Below are 19,774 nucleotides of genomic sequence, written 5' to 3' on the forward strand. Positions count from 1 at the left end.
ATGCGTTCTTTGCTCTTCGTCCCCGGCGATTCGGAAAAGAAGCTGGAAAAGGGCTTTGGCGTGGGTGCCGACGTGGTCATCGTCGATCTCGAGGATTCGATTGCCCCGCAGAACAAGGGGCTGGCGCGCGACACAGCGGCGCGTTTCATCGCCGGGCACAGGCACCAAACCAGCTCCGTGATCTATGTGCGCGTCAACGATCTTTCGACCGGACTGACCGACGACGATCTGGCGGCGCTCGTGCCGGCAAAACCAGACGGCATCATGCTGCCTAAGTCGAACAGCGGATTGGATGTCCAGCATCTCTCGGCCAAGCTCAGGGTGCACGAAGCTGAAAGCGGCCTGCCCGATGGAGCTATAAAGATCCTACCGATCATCACAGAAACGGCCGCAGGGGTCTTGGCCGCAGCGACCTACGCCCGTGCAAGCGCGCGGCTTGTCGGCGTCACCTGGGGGGCGGAAGATTTGTCGGCGGCGATCGGCGCGCACGCGACGCGCGACGCGAATGGCCGCTACACGGATGTGTTCCGCCTCGCCCGCACCATGACCATGCTTGCCGCAAGTGCCGCGGAAGTCGCGGCAATCGACACCGTCTTTCCGGACTTTCGCGACATGGCGGGCTTCGAGGCCGAATGCGCCGAGGCCGAGCGCGACGGTTTCACCGGCAAGATGGCGATCCATCCGGCGCAGGTGCCGGTCATCAACGCCGCCTTCACGCCTTCGGCGCAAGCGGTGACAAGCGCCCTGGCGATCGTCGAGGCCTTTAAGGCGGCGGGAAACCCCGGCGTCGTCGGAATCGACGGCAAGATGTACGACCGTCCGCATCTAAAACTGGCCGAGCGGCTCCTGGCGCGGGCCGGGGTAGCTGGGCTTGGCGTTTAGGTCTGTTCCGCGCCGAAATTATCCCACCCACGGCCCTGAATAATCGGCATAGAGCTTTGCGGGATCGGGCCGTGGCCGCTCCGGTGCCGGCCCCTGGTAGGAGCCGATATGGACGAAGCCTACGACCCGCTCATGTGGCGCCAGGCCGAGGATCGCCCTGCCCTCGGGCACGTCGGAATACCAGTTGCTGATCATGTTGGTGCCGTAGCCCAGCGCATTGGCGGCGAGCATCAGGTTCATCGCGGCCATGCCGCCGGACAGGAACATCTCCCATTGCGGGATCTTTGGATTTTCCCTGGGGATCGAGATCACGCCGATAACCAGCGGCGCCCGCGAAAAGCGCGCCAATTCCTGGTTGCGGCGGCCTTCCGGCAGCGGCCCTTCACGCTGTTCGGCAAGTGCCGCCAGCTTCTTGCCGATCTCGATGCGAGCTTCGCCGCGATACAAGATGAAACGCCAGGGCTCCAGCCGGCCATGGTCCGGCACCCGCGAGGCTGCGGCGATCATCGTCGCGATCTCCGCATCGCCGGGTGCCGGTTCTTTCAAATCCGGGATCGGCGCGGAATTTCGGGTCAGCAGGAAATCGATGATCGGCGACGCCATGGGCGCAAGTCTCCTGGAATTTGAGCTGAAGCGCACCATCGGGACATCGGGCGGCTTGGGCATTGGCGCGGCGCGCCGGACAAAGAGCCGTGTAGCAGAAGCCGACCGGACTCTTAAGCCTTGAAATTGCCACCGCCTTGGGCTTCAACGCAAGGCATGTTTGAGGGGACATTGCGTCTTTTCCTGATATGGCTCGCTGCCGCACTGTTGATGGTGCCGGTTTCGCTCGCCGTCGCCCAGGATGTGGACGGCCTCGGCGAACTGAAACTTCCCGGAATTTCGGGCTATGCGCCTCCGAAAAGCGAGACATCGCTGGTGTTGGGGAGCAGCGGGGCAATCACGCTGTCGGCGCAATTGACAGACAAGGGCGCCGACATCACGCGCGGCATCGTCTGGCGCGTCTTCAAGCCCGAATCGGCCAGCGACGGCAAGTTGCCGATGGTCGCCTCCGCTCATGGCGGTACCGCCGTATTCCAGCTCGAGCCGGGTTCCTATCTGGTCCACGCCTCCTACGGGAGGGCCGGCGCCACCAAGCGCATCACCGTCGGCAAGGAAGCCAAGCGCGAGAGCCTCGTGCTCGATGCAGGCGGCCTCAAGCTCGATGCCGTGCTGTCCGGTGGGGTGCGCATACCGCCGAAGAAGCTGCGCTTCTCGATCTATGAGAGCCACGCCGCGGCCGACGGCGATCGCGCCCTGATCATACCCGATGTCGAGCCGAATAGCGTCGTGCGGCTCAATGCCGGCACCTACCACGTTGTTTCGACCTATGGCGCTGTGAACGCGGTCATCCGCTCCGACATCCGAGTGGAGGCCGGCAAGCTGACTGAAGCGACCGTCGAGCACCGTGCCGCCGAGATGACCATGAAGCTGGTGCGCGAACCGGGCGGCGAGGCGATCGCCGACACCTCCTGGTCGCTGCTGAACGAATCCGGCGATCCGATCAAGGAAACCGTCGGTGCCTTTGCCTCGATGGTGCTGGCCGAGGGCGACTACACCATCATCGCCAAGAACCGCGACCGCATCTACCAGAAGGATTTTACGGTGGTGGCGGGGCACAACCAGGATATCGAGGTTCTGGCCACAGAGGCTTCGGCCATCGATTCCGAGGAAGGCGCCGACTAAGCCGCGCCCTCTAAGCTGCCTTGCGCATGCGTCGCGCCAGATCGATTTGCCGGATAGGCCCGCGGCGCGACAGTCATATGAAAATGGCGGTGGATCGCTCCACCGCCATTCATTGCAGGTCGGCTGGTTCAGGCCGCGCGGCGCTTGCGGTCGGGTGTCACCGCCTCGTCGGCAAGCAGCTTCACGGCAGCTGCGAGACCAAGCGATTCCTGGTCGCGCGAACCGAGACGGCGGATATTGACCGTTTCTTCCTCGGCTTCGCGCTTGCCACAGACGAGGATGACCGGGACCTTGGCCAGCGAATGCTCCCGGACCTTGTAGTTGATCTTCTCGTTGCGCAGGTCGGCTTCGGCAATCAGCCCGGCCGCCTTCAGCTGCGCGACGACCTTTCGCGCGTAGTCGTCGGCGTCGGAAGTGATCGTCGCCACCACCACCTGCAGCGGTGCGAACCAGAGCGGGAAATGGCCGGAATAATTCTCGATCAGGATGCCTAGAAACCGCTCCATCGAGCCGCAGATGGCACGATGCACCATTACCGGCTGCTTCTTTTCCGAATCGGAGCCGATGTAGAAGGCGCCAAAACGCTCCGGCAGGTTGAAGTCGACCTGTGTGGTGCCGCACTGCCATTCGCGGCCGATGGCGTCCTTCAGCACATATTCGAACTTCGGCCCGTAAAACGTGCCCTCACCCGGATTGACGCCCGTCTTGATCCGGTTGCCCGACCGCGCCGCGATCTTGTCGAGCACGTCCTGCAGCACGCCCTCAGCATGATCCCACATCGCGTCGGTGCCGACCCGTTTTTCGGGGCGGGTCGCCAGCTTGACGGTGATTTCGTCGAAGCCGAAATCGGCATAGGTCGAGAGGATCAGATCGTTGATCTTGATGCACTCGTCGGCGAGCTGTTCCTCGGTGCAGAAGATGTGGGCATCGTCCTGGGTAAAGCCGCGCACGCGCATCAGCCCGTGCAGCGCGCCGGACGGCTCATAGCGATGCACATTGCCGAATTCCGCAAATTTTACCGGCAGATCGCGGTAGGACTTCAGCCCGTGCTTGAAGATTTGGACATGGCCGGGGCAGTTCATCGGCTTCAGCGCAAACACCCGGTCGTCGTCGGTGTCGTCGCCAGCAACCGTCACCTTGAACATGTTGTCCCGGTACCAGCCCCAGTGGCCTGATGTCTCCCACAGGCTTTTGTCGAGCACCTGCGGCGCGTTGACTTCCTGATAGCCCTGCTCGTCGAGGCGGCGACGCATGTAATTGACCAGGTTCTGGAACATCCTCCAGCCTTTGGCGTGCCAGAACACGACGCCCGGCCCCTCCTCCTGGAAATGGAACAGGTCCATCTCACGGCCGAGCTTCCTGTGGTCGCGCTTCTCGGCCTCCTCCAGCATCGTCTGGTAGGCTTCGAGTTGCGCCTGGTCGGCCCAGGCCGTGCCGTAGATGCGCGTCAGCATCGGGTTGTTCGAATCGCCGCGCCAATAGGCGCCGGCGACCTTCATCAGCTTGAAGGCGCTGCCGATCTGGCCGGTCGAGGCCATATGCGGGCCGCGGCAAAGGTCGAACCAGTCGCCCTGCGCATAGATCTTGAGATCCTGATCCTCGGGAATGGCGTCGATCAGCTCCAGTTTGTAGCGCTCGCCCTTGTCGGCAAAGATCCTTTTCGCCTTTTCACGCGACCATACCTCTTTGGTGAACGGCTTGTTGCGCGCAATGATCTCGCGCATTTTCTTCTCGATCACCGGGAAATCGTCGGGCGTGAACGGCTCGTTGCGGGCGAAGTCGTAGTAGAATCCGTTTTCGATCACCGGCCCGATGGTCACCTGCGTACCCGGCCAAAGTTCCTGCACGGCTTCGGCCAGCACATGGGCTGCATCGTGACGGATGAGCTCCAGCGCGCGCGGGTCCTCGCGAGTGATGATCTCGACCTTGCCCGGCTTGCCGATCGGGTCGGAAAGATCGCGCAGCGTGCCGTCGATCGAATAGGCAACGGCCTTCTTGGCCAGCGACTTCGAGATCGATTCCGCCAGGCCGGCGCCGGTCATCGCCGCGTCGTAGTCGCGGACGGAGCCATCGGGAAATGTCAGGGAAACGGAATTCAGCATAAAGTTCTCCTATCCAGTCCCGCAAACGAGCGCGGGTGGTAAAATGCACGTCGCCCAAAACTGCCTAGCTGTTTTGGGGTTACGAACATCAAGTAAGAGCCGGATGCGTCCGGCGGCGAGCGGTCTTTTATGGACAGTTTTCGGCGCCGTAAAGCCGGATATGGTCACCTGACGAGATTCGGCAGCTCTTTCAGGAACATCGCCCGCGTCTTGGGTCCCTTGGGCGTGTCGGAACGTTCCGTATCGATTACCAGGCGGGCAAAGACGATCTTGCGAGCATCCTTCTGCGCCCAGCCGACAAACCAGCCAAGCGAGCGCTTGTCGGCGTCGCCGAGCCCGGTCGTCCCGGTCTTGCCCTGCACCGTCCAATCGCCTGCTCGAAACGTCGGTATGATCGCACCGGTCATGGCGTGCGCCGTGTTCGAAACAGGCAGTTTTCGCGCCAGCAGCTTGCGCAGGAAATCGACCTGTTCGACGGGCGATATCTCGAGCGAAGAATTCACCCAGGAATGGGTGAGTCCATCATTCTTGCCGGGAGTTCCGGAAACGTCCGTGTTGCCATACTCGAATTTCGACACATAGCCGGCAAATTGTTTGCTGCCGAGCCGGCGCGTAATTTCGCGTGAGAACCATATGACCGAATCCCTTTCCCAGATCGTCGGGTCGACGGTCTTGCGGTCCCGTTTCGGCGCATTGAACTCTGCCTTGTACTCCCAGCTTGGCGTGTGCTCGTCGCTCAGGATTCCAGCATCGTAGCCGATCAGCGCGAGCGGAACCTTGAACGTGGAGGCGGGGCTGACGCGCTGATCGCAGGTTCCTTCGCGATACAGCGTCTCGCCGCCTGCGGCGTCGACGATCAGCGTGCATTCGACGTCCCCGAGCGGCGCCGATTGCGCACGGATCGGAAAACCCAACAGCCACGCCACGACATAGAGAACCACGGCGAAAACGAAGGGAAGACGATCTATCCGGCGCATTTGGCAATCTCTCCTGAAGGGTGTCAGGAGCGGCTTAGCGAGGCGTCTTGTCTCGATTTTGTCTTAAATGCGCTATGTCCGCGCAAGCTGCGGTTAACCCTACCAGATCGTAAAAGCGGTCCGGTTGTGCACCGAACAGTTGCGGTCAACTGTCCAGGTCGCCACGTTTTTTCCCGATCCGCCAGTACCGCCATGGCGTGAACCAACGGTAACGATCAGCCAGGATCTCCGGTACGCGGTCGATGCCGTGCGTTCCGAACGGTCCGCAGCGCAGCACCCGGAAAAACCCCATCCAGCCACCGGCCCACAGCCCGTGGCGGGCGATCGCTTCGTGCGCGTATTCGGAACAGGTCGGCAAATGCCGGCAGGAATTGCCGACAAAGCCAGACAGCGTCAGCTGGTAGAGTCGGACAAGCGCGGTACCGAAGAGGCGGCCCGGCGTCTTGCGCCACGGGCCGGGCCAGTTGCGTCCTTGTCGAATCGGCCTGGCACCGCGCGCATGCCGATATTGGCCAACCACCGCAGTCTCCACATCACGTTTTTCAACACGATAGATGTGCGCATCGGGCCAGGAACGCAATGGCGTTTCGGCAATCCCGTCATGGCCTGGCACGGCGAGTCGGGTAGCGGTCGGGCGTCGGCTTCCGGCATACGGCGACGCTGGTCGGCGGCCTCTCCTCGCACCAATCCCTATGGGTTTCTCGTCATGCCATTGAAACGTCGCGATCCGTACGACATCGCCCAGAACGTTGAGAAACTGGATCATGGCAGCACTCCTTGAGCGCCGATTAGAGCGCCGCTGGCCTTGCCCTTCAAACGAGTATAACGTCCACGTCAGATAACTCTGAGTTATGCGAATGAAGCGCGGACACCTCCCCCTGACGGCTCTCAGAAGCTTCGAAGCAGCCGGTCGTCACCTGAGCTTCAGCCGTGCGGCCGCGGAGCTTTACGTCTCGCAGGCAGCGATCAGCCGCCAGATCCGCGAGCTCGAAGCCTTCCTGCGCCAACCTCTGTTCTTCCGCCATCATCGCCGCGTCGAGTTGACCGACACCGGCCGGCGGCTGCTCGACCAGTTGGTCAGAAGTTTCGAGGGCATCGACAGGCTGCTTTCGGAGTTGACGGCGGCCCAGACGCAGTCCGTGGTCCGTGTCAGCGTCGAGCCATCGCTTGCATCCGTATGGCTGGTCCCGCGGCTCAACCGCTTTCGCGAGTTGCGACCCGATATCGACGTTTCCCTTGAGGTCGACCCGAGGTTGATAGAGTTTCGCAGCGATCAGCCCGAACTTGCCCTGCGCTTCAGTGCGCACGCCACCTCATGGCCACGCAGCGAAGCCGAACAGCTTGCCGCGGTCGTCGATTCACCAGTCCTGTCGCCGGCGCTTCTTGCATCCGGGCCAGCTCTGGAAAAACCGATCGACCTTGGTCGCTACGCATTGCTGCACGAAGAAAACCGTCAGGCTTGGGCGCGCTGGTTCGAAGCGGCTGGCGTGACGGCTGAGGCCGTGCCTGCGCGCGGCCCGATGCTGGCGGATGCTTCGCTTTCGAAGCAGGCAGCTTTGCTTGGACATGGTGTCGCGCTGGGCGATCTTCTGCAGATCGGCGAAGAACTTGCGTCCGGCGCGCTGATCAAGCCTTTCGACATCGACGTCGCGTCCGGCGCCTATTGGCTGGTGGCCAGAAGGCTGAATGACCTTTCAGAGCCGGCCAGGGCTTTTGCCGACTGGGTCCGGGCGGAATTCGCCGAAAGCCGGCGTTTCCTTGCCGAGATCTAGGCCGCCTCCTCGGCCCGCTTCTTCTCAATCTGACCGATGGCGTCGACCACTGCGTCGAAGGTCAGCATGGTCGAGGCGTGGCGCGCCTTATAGTCGCGCACCGGTTCCAGATATTTCAGGTCGGCGAAGCGGCCTTCGGGCGGCGGACCATTTTCCTTCAGCATCTTCAGCATCGTCTCGCGCACGCTGCGCAATTCTTCGGCGCTGGCGCCGACGACATGCTGCGCCATGATCGAAGAGGACGCCTGGCCAAGCGCACAGGCCTTCACGTCATGCGCGAAATCGCTGACGACCCCATCATCCATCTTCAGATCGACGGTCACCGTCGAGCCGCACAGCTTGGAATGTGCTCGTGCGGTTGCGTCGGGCCGGTCGAGCCGGCCGATCCGTGCGATGTTTCCGGCAAAACCCAGAATTTTCGCATTGTAGACATCGTCGATCATATTTTTCCAATCCGTCGCCGCCCAGCGAACAGTCATTGCCGCTCTGGCGTCTTCCTTTCGCTCGGCACGAGCATATATAATGGCGGTAGTCGGGTATCGACAAGGCGACCACAAACCTCGTCGTGCCCAATTCTGTTCACGCCACTTACGGGCTGGAAACCGGGCGAGTTTCTGACACCCGAAAGGTCGTGGTCCGTTCAACTCGTTCCTCCTGAGAGAGGAACTACGGGAGACGCCTTTATGGACGCCGTTATCAAGAAACTCATGCCGCGGTCCGCCTATATGGAAAAGCCGGTCACCGACCGGCCGAGCGAGGCCGAAGTCGAAGCCGCTGTGCGCATCTTGCTGCGCTGGACCGGCGACAACCCTGACCGCGAGGGCCTGATCGACACGCCGAAGCGCGTCACCAAGGCCTTCCGCGAAATGTTCAACGGTTATGATATGTGCCCAGCCGAGGAACTTGGCCGCACCTTCGAGGAAGTCGCCGGCTATGACGACCTCGTCCTCGTCAAGGACATATCCTTCCACTCGCATTGCGAGCATCACATGGTGCCGATCATCGGCAAGGCGCATGTCGGCTATCTGCCTGACGGCAAGGTTGTCGGCCTGTCCAAGATCGCCCGCGTCGTCGACATCTTCGCCCATCGCCTGCAGACCCAGGAAGCGATGACGGCGCAGATTGCCGGCGTCATCCAGGACGTCCTCAATCCGCGCGGCGTGGCGGTCATGCTTGAAGCCGAGCATATGTGCATGGCCATGCGGGGCATCCGCAAGCAGGGCTCCACCACGCTGACCTCGACCTTCACCGGCGCCTTCAAGGATACACCCGAAGAGCAGGTCCGCTTCGTCACCATGGTGCGCGGCGGCGGAACTGATCAGACCCGCCCCACCTTCGTTAAATAAGGACCGGCGAATGTCGGCATTGGAATTCCCGAAAGCTCCCTCAGACAAGAAGGCGCTTGAGGAAGGCACGGTCCTTTCGCCGCGCTTCGATGCCGGCGGCCTCGTCACCGCCGTCGTCACCGATGCCGAAGACGGCATGCTGCTGATGGTCGCGCATATGAATGCCGAGGCGCTGGCGCTAACGCTCGAGACCGGCATCGCGCACTACTGGTCGCGTTCGCGCAACGCGCTGTGGAAGAAGGGCGAAACCTCGGGCAATGTCCAGCAGGTCGTCGAGATGCTCACGGATTGTGACCAGGACGCGATATGGTTGCGCGTCAAAGTGCTGGGTCATGAAGCAACTTGTCACACCGGCCGACGTTCATGCTTTTATCGGACGGTGGGGCTGAGCGATGGCAAAGGGACGCTTGCCAGCGACGGCAGCAAGCCGCTGTTCGATGCGGAAAAAACCTATCGAAAGCCCAATACACCATCAATATGAACCATTCGCAGCACTTCAGCCACGTGTATTCATGATTTCGATACGGCCCGCCTGTAGGATGACCGTGGGACAAGGGAGATTGTGATGCTCGACTGGGCGTCATTGCGCAACAGACCTGACGTTCGGGAGGCGAATGGCCTCTCCTCGGCCGCGGGCGCATCCGAAACCATATCTCCGGGCAAAACAGGGATTTCGCTGGCATTGGGTGGCGGCTGTGCGCGCGGCTGGGCGCATATCGGCGTGCTGCGCGCGCTTGACGAAGCCGGCATCGAAGTGTCGATGATCGCCGGCACCTCGATCGGCGCGCTGGTCGGCGGCTGCTATGTTGCCGGCAAGCTCGACGAGCTGGAAGAATTCGCGCGCAGCCTGACCAGGCGGCGCATTTTTGGCCTTCTCGACCTCAATCTACGCGGCAGCGGCCTGTTCGGTGGCATGAAGCTCGATGCGCGGCTACGCGAGCACATAGCCGGCATCCGCTTCGAGGACCTGCCAAAACCATTCGTCTGCGTCGCTTCGGAAATCCGCACCGGCCATGAGATCTGGCTGTCGAGCGGCTCGTTGAGCACCGCAATGCGCGCCTCCTACGCGCTGCCCGGCGTGTTCGAGCCGGTCGCCTGCAATGGGCGTGTGCTGGTTGACGGCGCCCTGGTCAATCCGGTGCCGGTCTCGGTTTGCCGTGCCTACGAGCAGCCGCTCGTGGTCGCGGTGAACCTTCACTACGATCTGTTCGGCCGCGCCGCGGTGATCAAGCACAATGCCGGCGAGTTGGTCATCGAGAAAGACGCGCCGCGGGCCGGCCACGCCGATCCCGAACGCCAGTCGCGCGAGACGCGGCTCGGCATTACCGGCGTCATGGTCGAGGCCTTCAACATCATTCAGGATCGCATTTCGCGCGCCAGGCTGGCCGGCGACCCGCCGGACATATCGCTGCAGCCGAAGCTCAGCCATATCGGCCTGACCGAATTCCACCGCGCCGACGAAGCAATCCGTATCGGCTACCAGGCAACGATGGCGCAGATCGGCGACCTGACCCGGCTGCAGACCGTCCTCGCTTAGGCAGAGCGGACGGCGAGCTTCTCAGGCAAGCGCCGCGTCGACGATACGAAATTGCACCGTGCGGTTGCCGTTCCAGTGGTTGCCCGACAGCGAGCCGGCTACATGCACCGGCTTACCCCTGTTCTTGAACAGGAATTCGCCGAGCGCGGTATCGACGGCGCGAAAGGCGATCGCCTGGATGCGGCCGCCGCTTTCCGACTGCAGGTCGGCGCGGATGTGGTTGGTGCCGACCGCCCGCGCATCGACAAGCCGGTGGCGCGGCAGCGCGAACACCGGCGCGACATGCCCTGCGCCGAACGGCCCTGCCCTCTCAAGTGCATCGAGCAGCGCGAGCGTCGCGCCCTCGGCGGCAAGCGCACCGTCGATCGCCAGGCTCTCCTGCCCTTGCAGGCGGAACACGTCCACCGCCGCGCGCTCTTCGAAGAAAGCCCTGAGTTCGCCGAGCTTCGCCCGCTCGACAGTGATGCCGGCCGCCATTCCGTGGCCGCCGCCCTTGACGATAAGTCCGGCATCGGCAGCCTCGCGCACCAGCCGGCCGAGGTCGAAGCCAGACACTGAACGGCCTGAACCCGTACCGACACCGTTGGCGTTGAAGGCAATGGCAAATGCGGGCCGGCGCGCATGGTCCTTGAGCCGCGAGGCAAGCAGGCCGACAATGCCCGGGTGCCAGTTGCTGCTGGCTGTGACCACGATGGCCGGACCATTGCCGCCGGCAAGCTCGGCGTCGGCCTCTGAGCGCGCCGCGGCCAGCATCTCCTGCTCCATCGACTGCCGCTCCTGGTTGAGCCGATCCAGCGTCTCGGCGATGGTGCGGGCTTCGACCGGGTCGTCGGTTGCAAGCAGGCGGCTGCCAAGTGCTGCGTCGCCGATGCGCCCGCCGGCGTTGATGCGCGGACCGATCAGAAAGGCCAGATGGAACGTGCTGATCGGCTCGCCTATACGCGAGACCCGCGCCAACGCCGCCAGCCCTTCGTTTCTCTGCTGCCGCGCCACCTGCAGCCCCTTGATCACGAAGGCGCGGTTGACGCCGGTGAGCGGCACCACGTCGCAGACTGTGCCCAGCGCCACCAGGTCGAGCAGGGCAAGGAGGTCCGGCGGTGCGGCATCCGGCAAGCGGCCGCGCAGGATCTTCGCGGTCTGCACCAGGCAAAGGAAGACGACGCCGGCGGCACAAAGATGACCTTGGCCGGAAAGGTCGTCCTCGCGATTTGGGTTAACGACCGCAGCCGCCGCCGGCAACGGCCCGCCGACCTGATGGTGATCGAGCACCACGACGTCGGCGCCGGCGGCCTTCGCCGCATCGATGGAAGCAGCACTATTGGTGCCGCAATCGACGGTGACGATCAGCGTCGCGCCGCGCGAGACGAGTTCGCGCATCGCTTCCGGATTGGGGCCGTAACCCTCGAAGATGCGGTCCGGTATGTAGATCTCCGACGGCACCGAGAAATGCGCGAGAAAGCGCTTGAGCAGCGCCGACGAGGCGGCGCCGTCGACATCGTAATCGCCAAAGATCGCTACCTTTTCCCTGGCCGTCACCGCCTGGGCGATACGAGAGGCGGCCTTGTCCATGTCGGTCAGCGATGCCGGGTCGGGCAGCAGGTTGCGGATGGTCGGATCGAGAAACCGCTCGGTCTGCTCGGCGGTGACGCCGCGCCCGGCCAGCACGCGCGCCACGATGTCGGGCACGCCATAACCTTGCGCGATGGCGAGCGCGGCCATGTCCTGGCGCTCGGTCAGCCGGTGTTCCCAGGAAACGCCGGTGGCCGATTGCCTGACATCGAGGAAAAAGCGTCTTTCCCCCGTCACGTGATGCGCCGTCTGCAATTTGTCATTGCGCACAATATGCAACGGCTAACTGAGTCGAAATCAAAACTTTTCCAGATCCTGGTGCCTGGCCTTGATCTCGCGCACGGTCCGCGATGACGAGCGCAGCACGATCGTGTGCGTGGTGATGAAATTGTGGCCGAACTTGACGCCGGCCAGCATATTGCCGTCGGTGACGCCGGTCGCGGCAAACAGCACGTCGCCGCGTGCCATGTCTTGCGTGTGGTAGATCCGTTTGGGGTCGGAGATGCCCATCTTGGCGGCGCGCGCCAGCTTTTCCGGCGTATCGAGGATCAACCTGCCCTGCATCTGGCCACCGGTGCAGCGCAAGGCGGCAGCTGCAAGCACGCCTTCCGGCGCGCCTCCGGTGCCGAGATAAATGTCGATACCGGTCTCGTCCGGATCGGTGGTGTGGATGACCCCGGCGACATCACCGTCGCCGATCAGACGGATCGCGGCGCCGGTCGCCCGCACGGCTTCGATCAACGCGCCATGGCGTGGCCGGTCGAGAATACAGGCGGTGATCTCCGCCACCGGCACGCCCTTGGCCCTGGCGAGGCTGGCGATGTTTTCGGCCGGCGAGGCATCGATGTCGATGATGCCGTCGGCATAGCCCGGGCCGATCGCGATCTTGTCCATATAGACATCCGGCGCGAACAAAAGGCTAACTTTTTCGGCAATGGCGATAACGGCCAATGCGTTGGGCAGGTTCTTGGCGCAGATCGTCGTGCCTTCGAGCGGATCGAGCGCGATGTCGACAGCCGGGCCTTTGCCGGTACCGACTTCCTCGCCGATATAAAGCATCGGCGCCTCGTCGCGCTCGCCCTCGCCGATCACTACCGTGCCGTTGATGGCAAGACGGTTGAGTTCCTGCCGCATGGCATCGACCGCAACCTGGTCGGCGGCTTTCTCGTCGCCGCGTCCGCGCAATCTGGCGGCCGCGACCGCGGCGCGTTCGGTGACGCGCACCAATTCCATGGTCAGTATCCGGTCGAGGCCGGCGACAATGTTCTGGGCCACATTCATCGATGGACAATCCTCGTTGGCACTTTGTTTTCATGCATGTCGTCGTCCCAAAAACCGCCGCACACTTTTGGGCGACATGCATTAGCCTCCCGCCAGAGACGCGCTCCTTGTGTCAAAGCCCCGTGACAACAGCAAGACCTGCGCTGGACCTTTTTGAAAACGCAGCAATATCAATCGATTAAAGGCAAATAAGGAGACTTCTATCCGGCCCGCTCGATGCGGATGACTTGCGGCTTGTCGGTCAGAAGGCTGTCCCTGGTGATGCCGTCGACGGCCTTGCGCACCGCCGCCTCGGTCGTCTCGTGGGTCACCAGGATGACGGTCTTCTGTGCCTCGGTTTCCGGACCGGCGGCATGCTGGACGATCGATTCCAGCGAAATGTCGTTGTCGGCCATGCGCTTGGCTATTGCCGCGAAGACGCCGAGGCGGTCGTGCACGGTCAGCCGGATGAAATAACCCCCGGCATGGCTGCGCATCTGCGCCTTCTTATAGGGCTTGAGCTCCTTCGCCGGCCGGCCGAAAACCGGACCATGCTGGAAGCCAGGCCGGCTTTTAGCGATGTCGGCAATGTCGCCGATCACCGCCGATGCGGTGGCGTTGCCGCCGGCACCGGGGCCGGAGAGCAGCAATTCGCCGAGGATGTCGGTCTCGATGGCCACCGCATTGGTGACGCCGTGCACTTGCGCGATGACCGAGGCCGTCGGCACCATGGTCGGATGCACGCGCTGCTCGATGCCGCTTTCGGTGCGTTGGGCGACGCCAAGCAGCTTGATCCGGTAGCCGAGATCGCCGGCCGCACGGATATCGGCCTGGCTGATGTTGGAGATGCCCTCCATATAGATATCGTTGGCGGCGATCCTCGTGCCGAAAGCCAGGCTGGTCAGGATCGACAGCTTGTGTGCGGTGTCGTGGCCCTCGATGTCGAAGGTCGGGTCGGCTTCGGCATAGCCCAACCGTTGCGCGTCCTTCAGGCAGGCATCGAAGGACAGGCCCTCGGCCTCCATGCGTGTCAGTATGTAGTTGCAGGTACCGTTGAGGATGCCGAAAACGCGGGTCACCGAATTGCCGGCCATCGCCTCGCGCATTGTCTTGATAACCGGAATGCCGCCGGCCACCGCCGCCTCGTAATTGAGCAGCACGCCTTTCCTCTCGGCGATCTCGGCCAGTGCCACCCCGTGCTTGGCAAGCAATGCCTTGTTTGCGGTAACGACATGTCGGCCGGCCTCGAGCGCCGCTTTGACGGACGAGCGCGACGGGCCTTCGTCGCCGCCGATCAGCTCGACGAAGACATCTATCTCGGCGATCTGCGCCATCTTGACGGCATCGTCGAACCACTGTGCTGTGCCAAGATCAACGCCGCGGTCGCGTTTGGGATCGCGGGCCGAAACCGCCGACACCACGATATCGCGTCCGCACTGCCGCGTCAGTTCGGCCGCCTTGTCGCGCAGCACACGGGCCACAGACGCACCGACGGTGCCGAGGCCGGCAATTCCAACACGCAACGCTTCAGCCATGTCCGGCGACGCCCCTCAACAATTCGGTCGATGTGTATAAGATCAGCGATGCGCGGCGAGCGGTACGACATTATTCGGCTGCTTGGCGCTGGATGCGAGGAAGCGCTTGATGTTGCGCGCCGCTTGCCGGATCCGATGCTCGTTTTCGACCAGCGCGATGCGCACGTGATCGTCGCCATGCTCGCCGAAGCCGACGCCCGGCGCCACCGCGACGTCGGCGTGCTCGATCAGGAGCTTGGAGAACTCAAGCGAGCCAAGGTGCTTGAACGGCTCCGGGATCGGCGCCCAGGCGAACATCGATGCCGCCGGTGCGGGAATGGTCCATCCGGCACGGCTGAAGGAGTCGACCATGACATCGCGGCGTTTGCGGTAGACGTCGCGCACTTCGGCGATGTCGGCGCCGTCGCCGTTCAGTGCATGCGCCGCCGCCACCTGGATCGGCGTGAAGGCGCCATAGTCGAGATAGGATTTCACCCGCGTCAGCGCCGAGATCAGCCGTTCATTGCCGACCGCAAAACCCATACGCCAGCCCGGCATCGAAAAGGTCTTCGACATCGAGGTGAACTCGACGGCGACGTCTATGGCGCCCGGCACCTGCAGCACCGAAGGCGGCGGATTGCCGTCGAAATAAATCTCCGAATAGGCAAGATCCGACAGGATGATGATGTCGTTCTTCCTGGCGAAGGCCACCACCTCCTTGTAGAAATCGAGCGAAGCGACCAGTGCCGTCGGGTTGGACGGATAATTGAGGATCAGAGCCAGCGGCTTCGGGATCGAATGGCGGATGCCGCGCTCCAGGGCCGGGATAAAGCCGTCGTCCGGCTCGACCTGCAGCGAGCGGATGACGCCGCCCGACATAATGAAGCCGAAGGCGTGGATCGGATAGGTCGGATTGGGGCACAGGATCACGTCGCCGGGGGCGGTGATCGCCTGTGCCATATTGGCGAAGCCCTCCTTCGAGCCGAGCGTCGCCACCACCTGGCTGTCCGGGTCGAGCTTCACGCCGAAGCGGCGGGCATAGTAGTTGGCCTGTGCACGGCGCAGACCCGGAATGCCGCGCGACGACGAATATCGGTGCGTGCGCGGATCGCGCACCACCTCGCATAATTTGTCGACGATGGCCTTGGGCGTCGGCAGGTCCGGATTGCCCATGCCAAGATCGATGATGTCGGCGCCGCGCGAACGGGCGCTGGCCTTCAGGCGGTTGACCTGTTCGAAGACATAGGGCGGAAGCCGGCGGACCTTGTGAAATTCTTCCATGGCAGTTCCAGACAGTGAGGTTGCGGTCGCGCGTATAAGCTTATTTGCAACTAGGGTCGAGAGCGGGGTCGCATTTGCCTTCGATCTGCTTCAGCGCCTCGGCGCCGTGTTTTTTTGCCAGCTGGTCCAGCGCTGCCTGGTCCGCAACCTTGACGCCGCCGCCCTTGGCGGTCTGGCTCTGCTTCTCGGCCTTCAGTTGGGCGAGCTTGGCGTTCTTTTCCTCGTCGGTGAATTGCTCGGCCGCCACCTGCGGCCGGATGTTCAGGTTCGGATAGGAACCGGTGTCCTTCGCGCCGACAAGGCCGGTGGCGGGCGCCGCACCTTCCATGTTGCTGCTCGTGCAACCGGCCATCGCCAACATGACGAGCGCCATGCGGCAAAAACGACCAGTGCCGGAAAAAACGTTCTTGCCAATATTAATCGTCATATTGTTTTCCTGGCGGCCGGGTTAGAGCACATTGGACCCTGTTCGATATCCCATGGTAATATGTCAACAAAACGCTTCGGGAGGAACCCCGCGAACCATGGCCAAAACACCCGATTCGGGCAAAGCGGAAGATGACCAACCTTCGACCGTCGAGCAATATCTGGTGAAGGACCCGGAACGATTCGCTCTGAACATGGCCCGCATGATCGAGCAGGCCGGCAAAGCCGCCTCGGCATGGGCCGAGCCGCGGGAAAAGGGCGAGGTACGCGATCACGTCGCCGAGCCGGTCGTCGACATGGTGAAGACGTTCTCCAAGCTCACCGAGTACTGGCTCTCCGACCCGCAGCGCGCGCTGGAGGCGCAAACGCGGCTGTTTTCCGGCTACATGACCGTCTGGGCCAATGCTGTCCAGCGCGTCGGCGCCGGCGCCGAGGACGCCGAGGATGCGGTCAAGCCCGAGCGCGGCGACAAGCGTTTCCAGGACCCGGAATGGGGCCGCAACGCCTTCTTCGATTTCCTCAAACAGGCGTATCTGGTCACCTCGCGCTGGGCGGCCGAACTGGTCGAGCACGCCGACGGCCTCGACGAGCATACCCGCCACAAGGCCGGCTTTTATGTCAAGCAGGTGTCCAATGCCATCTCGCCGTCGAATTTCATCCTGACCAATCCGGAATTGTTTCGCGAGACTGTCGCCTCGAACGGCGAAAACCTGGTGCGCGGCATGAAGATGCTCGCCGAGGACATCGCCGCGGGCAAGGGTGACCTGAAGCTGCGGCAGGCAGATTATTCGCCCTTCGAGATCGGCAAGAATCTCGCCGCCACGCCGGGTAAGGTGGTCGGCCGCAGCGACGTCGCCGAAATCCTGCAATACGAGCCGACTACCGACACCGTGCTCAAGCGGCCGCTGCTGATCTGCCCGCCATGGATCAACAAATACTACATCCTCGATCTCAACCCGCAAAAATCCTTCATTCGCTGGGCGGTCGAGCAAGGCCACACCGTGTTCGTAATCTCCTGGATCAACCCGGACGAGCGGCACGGCGCCAAGAGTTGGGAGGCCTATATCAGGGAGGGCCTGCAATACGGCCTCGACACGATCGAGAAGGCAACCGGCGAAAGGCAGGTCAACGCCATCGGCTATTGCGTCGGCGGCACGCTTCTGGCGGCGGCCCTGGCGCTGATGGCGCAGGAAGGCGACCACCGCATCAAATCCGCCACCTTCTTCACGACCCAGGTCGATTTCACCTATGCCGGCGATCTAAAAGTGTTCGTCGACGAGGAGCAGGTCGCGGCCGTCGAGAAGGCGATGAACGAGAAAGGCTATCTCGACGGCACCAAGATGGCGACTGCCTTCAACATGCTGCGCTCGGGCGACCTGATCTGGCCCTATGTCGTCAACAACTACATGCGCGGCAAGGATCCCCTGCCCTTCGACCTGCTCTACTGGAATGCCGATTCGACCCGCATGGGCGCTGCCAACCATTCCTTCTATTTGCGCAATTGCTATCTCGAGAACAGGCTCTCGCAAGGCATGATGGAACTGGCGGGCCGCACGGTTTCGCTGAAGGACGTTACCATTCCGGTCTACAACCTCGCCTCTAAGGAGGACCACATCGCGCCGGCGCTATCGGTATTCCTCGGCTCGAAATATTTCGGCGGCGAGGTCGACTACGTCATGGCCGGCTCCGGCCACATCGCCGGGGTCGTCAATCCGCCGGCGGCGCAAAAATATCAATACTGGACCGGCGGCAAGCCGGCCGGCGACTTTGACCAATGGCTCGCCCGGGCCACAGCCCACCCCGGTTCCTGGTGGCCGCACTGGCAACGCTGGATCGAAGCCAAGGACAATACCCGCGTTCCGGCCCGCAAACCGGGCGAGCACATGCAAGTTCTAGGCGAAGCCCCCGGCACCTATGTCAAGGTGCGCGTGTAACCATCTGTAATGTGTGGTGAGTTGACGCGCCGCCAAAAGCGGGCGAAATGGTGCCGTCAACCCTGAGCAGCCTTGATTCATCCTCTAGCCGCCAAATTACTTTGAGGCTTGCAGATTTGACACAGGTCTCGTTTCCGGTTCGGGGAACAAGGGTCATTTCGACGAGACGTTTCGGCGCCGCGCCAATGACGAACCGGTCGGATATCGAGGGGGAATTTTGTTTTGAGATCAGCAGGATCGCGCCTCGCGAAGGGAGAAAGCCGCGCCATTGTGGCGGCGCTTTTCTCGGTGCTCCTGGCGTCCTGCACCTCGGCCGGCGACCCGACCATGTCGGTCGGCATGCCAGGCTACAATACCTCGGCTACCGAAATCAGCACGGCCGCCGGTGCGCCCCAGGCCAGCACGGCCGCATCATCGTCGCAGATGACAACCGCACAAATGACGATGAATGCCGACGGTGACGCCAACCTTCCCGAGCAAGTCGCCTATGTGCCAATAGCCAAGCCAGGGGCCAAGCCCGATGCCGGCTTCCCGATCGCCGTTCCAACGGCAGCCGAGACGATCGCGGGACACACGCCGCAGCCGCTGCAACCAAACGCCCAGACGGCCGAACAGGCCGTGGCACAGAACAGTGCTGATGCATCGAAGCCCGACGCCAAGGCCGCCGCGGCGGCGACGAACAACCCGGTCTATGTAACCGCCGGCGAGATGCCGCAGCCACAGGCCTACGCACCGAAGAAAAACTTCCTGGCCTCGCTGTTCAGCGCCACCCCCGCTTCGGCAGCATCGCCGGCCAACAGCAGATCGGGCGGGCAGGCAGCGGTCGTGCGGGCCAAGGCGACGCCTGCGGCAAAACCCACCGTTACCCTGGCCTCGGCCAATTCGGCAGAAAAGCCGGTGCAGCTGGTGTCGACCGGCGATACCAGCCATTTCACGGCCGATGCGCTGCCGGGCGTGCGCCAGACGGCGCTGTTCGAGATCAAGCGCAAATCCGGCCTCGACGATGAGAGCGACGTCGATCTCAACGAAGACGAAGGTTCGGGTGGCGCCTACCAGGTCGCCTCCGCCGCCGGCCTTGCCCGGCTGGCGCCCAACGGCCTCCTGAAACAGAACGAAAGCGTCGATGTCGCCTGCTTGAAGCCGTCGCTGGTTCGCGTGCTGAAGACGATCGAAGGCCACTACGGCCGCAAGATGACGGTCACCTCCGGCTATCGCGATCCGGCCCGCAACCGCCGCGCCAACGGCGCCAAGAATTCGCTGCACATGTACTGCGCCGCCGCCGACATCCAGGTTCCCGGCGTCTCGAAGTGGGAACTGGCAAGCTACATCCGCACCATGCCGGGCCGCGGCGGCGTCGGCACCTACTGCCACACCGAATCCGTCCATGTCGATGTCGGCCCCGAGCGCGACTGGAACTGGCGTTGCCGCAGGCGCGGTTAGGGCGAGGTT

The 19,774-nt window shown here is 62.9% G+C and carries 18 protein-coding genes; 8 read left to right on the top strand and 10 right to left on the bottom strand.

Annotated elements, in window-relative coordinates; all coding sequences use genetic code 11:
- Positions 1-882 (top strand): HpcH/HpaI aldolase/citrate lyase family protein, encoded by an 882-nt coding sequence (locus NKH80_RS12320; protein WP_352991764.1) that lies wholly within the window; start codon positions 1-3, stop codon positions 880-882.
- 18 nt (positions 883-900) lie between these two features.
- Here NKH80_RS12320 and NKH80_RS12325 read toward each other — a convergent pair whose 3' ends face one another.
- Complete coding sequence (locus NKH80_RS12325) at positions 901-1,485, bottom strand: nitroreductase family protein (RefSeq protein WP_352737125.1); 585 nt, start codon at positions 1,483-1,485, stop codon at positions 901-903.
- 156 nt (positions 1,486-1,641) lie between these two features.
- Between NKH80_RS12325 and NKH80_RS12330 the strand changes: the two genes are divergently transcribed.
- On the top strand, positions 1,642-2,607 hold the full coding sequence (locus NKH80_RS12330) for an RgsD C-terminal domain-containing protein (protein WP_254818398.1): 966 nt from the start codon (positions 1,642-1,644) through the stop codon (positions 2,605-2,607).
- Positions 2,608-2,735: 128 nt separating this feature from the next.
- On the opposite strand, the gene thrS is transcribed toward NKH80_RS12330, so the two are convergent.
- From thrS to yidD, 3 genes are all read right to left on the bottom strand, one after another.
- Entirely contained in the window at positions 2,736-4,709 is a 1,974-nt protein-coding gene (gene thrS, locus NKH80_RS12335) for a threonine--tRNA ligase (protein ID WP_352991766.1), read from the bottom strand.
- A 164-nt stretch (positions 4,710-4,873) separates the two neighbouring features.
- Positions 4,874-5,686, bottom strand: coding sequence for a class D beta-lactamase (gene blaOXA, locus NKH80_RS12340; RefSeq protein WP_352991768.1), 813 nt, complete (start codon positions 5,684-5,686; stop codon positions 4,874-4,876).
- Between the two features lie 145 nt (positions 5,687-5,831).
- Positions 5,832-6,206, bottom strand: a complete 375-nt coding sequence (gene yidD / locus NKH80_RS12345) for a membrane protein insertion efficiency factor YidD (RefSeq protein WP_352689975.1) — start codon at positions 6,204-6,206, stop codon at positions 5,832-5,834.
- 337 nt (positions 6,207-6,543) lie between these two features.
- Here yidD and NKH80_RS12350 point away from each other — a divergent pair, with 337 nt between their 5' ends.
- Positions 6,544-7,458 (top strand): LysR substrate-binding domain-containing protein, encoded by a 915-nt coding sequence (locus tag NKH80_RS12350; RefSeq protein ID WP_352689963.1) that lies wholly within the window; start codon positions 6,544-6,546, stop codon positions 7,456-7,458.
- On the opposite strand, the gene NKH80_RS12355 is transcribed toward NKH80_RS12350, so the two are convergent.
- Complete coding sequence (locus tag NKH80_RS12355; protein WP_023678879.1) at positions 7,455-7,901, bottom strand: iron-sulfur cluster assembly scaffold protein; 447 nt, start codon at positions 7,899-7,901, stop codon at positions 7,455-7,457. The genes NKH80_RS12350 and NKH80_RS12355 overlap by 4 nt on opposite strands.
- 240 nt (positions 7,902-8,141) lie before the next feature.
- On the opposite strand from NKH80_RS12355, the gene folE reads away from it, so the two are divergent.
- The 3 genes from folE (at position 8,142) to NKH80_RS12370 (ending at position 10,341) form a co-directional block, all read left to right on the top strand.
- Entirely contained in the window at positions 8,142-8,804 is a 663-nt protein-coding gene (folE, locus tag NKH80_RS12360) for a GTP cyclohydrolase I FolE (protein WP_254818364.1), read from the top strand.
- A gap of 10 nt (positions 8,805-8,814) precedes the next feature.
- Entirely contained in the window at positions 8,815-9,285 is a 471-nt protein-coding gene (gene hisI / locus NKH80_RS12365) for a phosphoribosyl-AMP cyclohydrolase (protein ID WP_352479758.1), read from the top strand.
- A gap of 84 nt (positions 9,286-9,369) precedes the next feature.
- Entirely contained in the window at positions 9,370-10,341 is a 972-nt protein-coding gene (locus NKH80_RS12370) for a patatin family protein (protein ID WP_352689962.1), read from the top strand.
- 21 nt (positions 10,342-10,362) lie between these two features.
- On the opposite strand, the gene recJ is transcribed toward NKH80_RS12370, so the two are convergent.
- The 5 genes from recJ to NKH80_RS12395 form a co-directional block, all read right to left on the bottom strand.
- The gene (gene recJ / locus NKH80_RS12375) at positions 10,363-12,147 is read right to left on the bottom strand and encodes a single-stranded-DNA-specific exonuclease RecJ (protein ID WP_352751291.1); all 1,785 of its coding nucleotides are present in this window, start codon (positions 12,145-12,147) and stop codon (positions 10,363-10,365) included.
- Positions 12,148-12,207: 60 nt separating this feature from the next.
- A complete protein-coding gene (gene glpX, locus NKH80_RS12380; protein ID WP_352991770.1) occupies positions 12,208-13,191 on the bottom strand; it encodes a class II fructose-bisphosphatase in 984 nt (327 codons plus the stop codon).
- 200 nt (positions 13,192-13,391) lie between these two features.
- Positions 13,392-14,705 carry a homoserine dehydrogenase gene (locus NKH80_RS12385; RefSeq protein ID WP_352704468.1) on the bottom strand — a complete coding sequence of 438 codons (1,314 nt, stop codon included), beginning with the start codon at positions 14,703-14,705 and terminating at the stop codon, positions 13,392-13,394.
- A gap of 42 nt (positions 14,706-14,747) precedes the next feature.
- Positions 14,748-15,965 carry an LL-diaminopimelate aminotransferase gene (locus NKH80_RS12390; RefSeq protein ID WP_254818358.1) on the bottom strand — a complete coding sequence of 406 codons (1,218 nt, stop codon included), beginning with the start codon at positions 15,963-15,965 and terminating at the stop codon, positions 14,748-14,750.
- A 40-nt stretch (positions 15,966-16,005) separates the two neighbouring features.
- Positions 16,006-16,392 (bottom strand): hypothetical protein, encoded by a 387-nt coding sequence (locus NKH80_RS12395; protein WP_352704470.1) that lies wholly within the window; start codon positions 16,390-16,392, stop codon positions 16,006-16,008.
- A 97-nt stretch (positions 16,393-16,489) separates the two neighbouring features.
- On the opposite strand from NKH80_RS12395, the gene phaC reads away from it, so the two are divergent.
- Positions 16,490-18,325, top strand: coding sequence for a class I poly(R)-hydroxyalkanoic acid synthase (phaC, locus tag NKH80_RS12400; RefSeq protein ID WP_352991772.1), 1,836 nt, complete (start codon positions 16,490-16,492; stop codon positions 18,323-18,325).
- A gap of 327 nt (positions 18,326-18,652) precedes the next feature.
- Positions 18,653-19,765 carry a YcbK family protein gene (locus tag NKH80_RS12405; RefSeq protein ID WP_352991895.1) on the top strand — a complete coding sequence of 371 codons (1,113 nt, stop codon included), beginning with the start codon at positions 18,653-18,655 and terminating at the stop codon, positions 19,763-19,765.
- Positions 19,766-19,774 lie beyond the last annotated feature (9 nt).

This window comes from Mesorhizobium sp. M0904 (assembly GCF_040319475.1).
Lineage (GTDB): Bacteria > Pseudomonadota > Alphaproteobacteria > Rhizobiales > Rhizobiaceae > Mesorhizobium.